The 611-nt window shown below is 71.0% G+C and carries 1 protein-coding gene and 1 rRNA gene; one reads left to right on the top strand and one right to left on the bottom strand.

From position 1 onward, the window contains the following. Positions 1-527, top strand: a 527-nt coding sequence (locus tag IEY30_RS22085; protein ID WP_229675148.1) for a hypothetical protein, incomplete at its 5' end; no start/stop codon positions are given. An 8-nt stretch (positions 528-535) separates the two neighbouring features. On the opposite strand, the gene rrf is transcribed toward IEY30_RS22085, so the two are convergent. Then, positions 536-611, bottom strand: a 5S ribosomal RNA gene (gene rrf, locus IEY30_RS22315); the annotation flags it as partial.

The following is a 611-nucleotide window of genomic DNA, read 5'->3' as shown; positions in this document are numbered from 1 at the left end:
CGGTCGCTGCCACCGCCGGAGCGGCGGTCGTCCGACCGGTACCCACCGCGGTCGCTGCCACCGCCGGAGCGGCGGTCATCCGACCGGTACCCACCACGGTCGCTGCCACCGCCGGAGCGGCGGTCGTCCGAGCGGTAGCCACCACGGTCGCTGCCACCGCCGCTGGAACGGCGGTCATCGGACCGGTAGCCACCACGGTCACTGCCACCGCCGCTGGAACGGCGGTCATCGGACCGGTAGCCACCACGGTCACTGCCACCGGCGGAGCGGTAGCCGTCACGGTCGTCGCGGCGCGGGCCACCAGATCGCGGCGCTCCCGAACCTCGGCCGGCACCGCCACTGCGTGCGGGACCTCGTTGGCCGCCGTCGCGGTCGCGGCGGTCGCCTCGGCTGTCGTTGCCGTCCTGGTCACTCATGTTCTGCATCCTTCCGCGCCGACCGAGGTCGGCGCCACCTCTGGGGTCGTCGAGCACAAAAAGAAAGAGCGCCCCGGTCGGATCAATGAAGTTCCGTCCGGGGCGCTCTGACAAAGTGTGTCCGGCTGCGTCCTACTCTCCCACACCGTCACCAGTGCAGTACCATCGGCGCTGAAGGGCTTAGCTTCCGGGTTC

This window comes from Terrabacter tumescens (assembly GCF_014646815.1).
Lineage (GTDB): Bacteria > Actinomycetota > Actinomycetes > Actinomycetales > Dermatophilaceae > Terrabacter > Terrabacter tumescens.
This window is presented reverse-complemented; position numbering and strand designations above follow the sequence as displayed.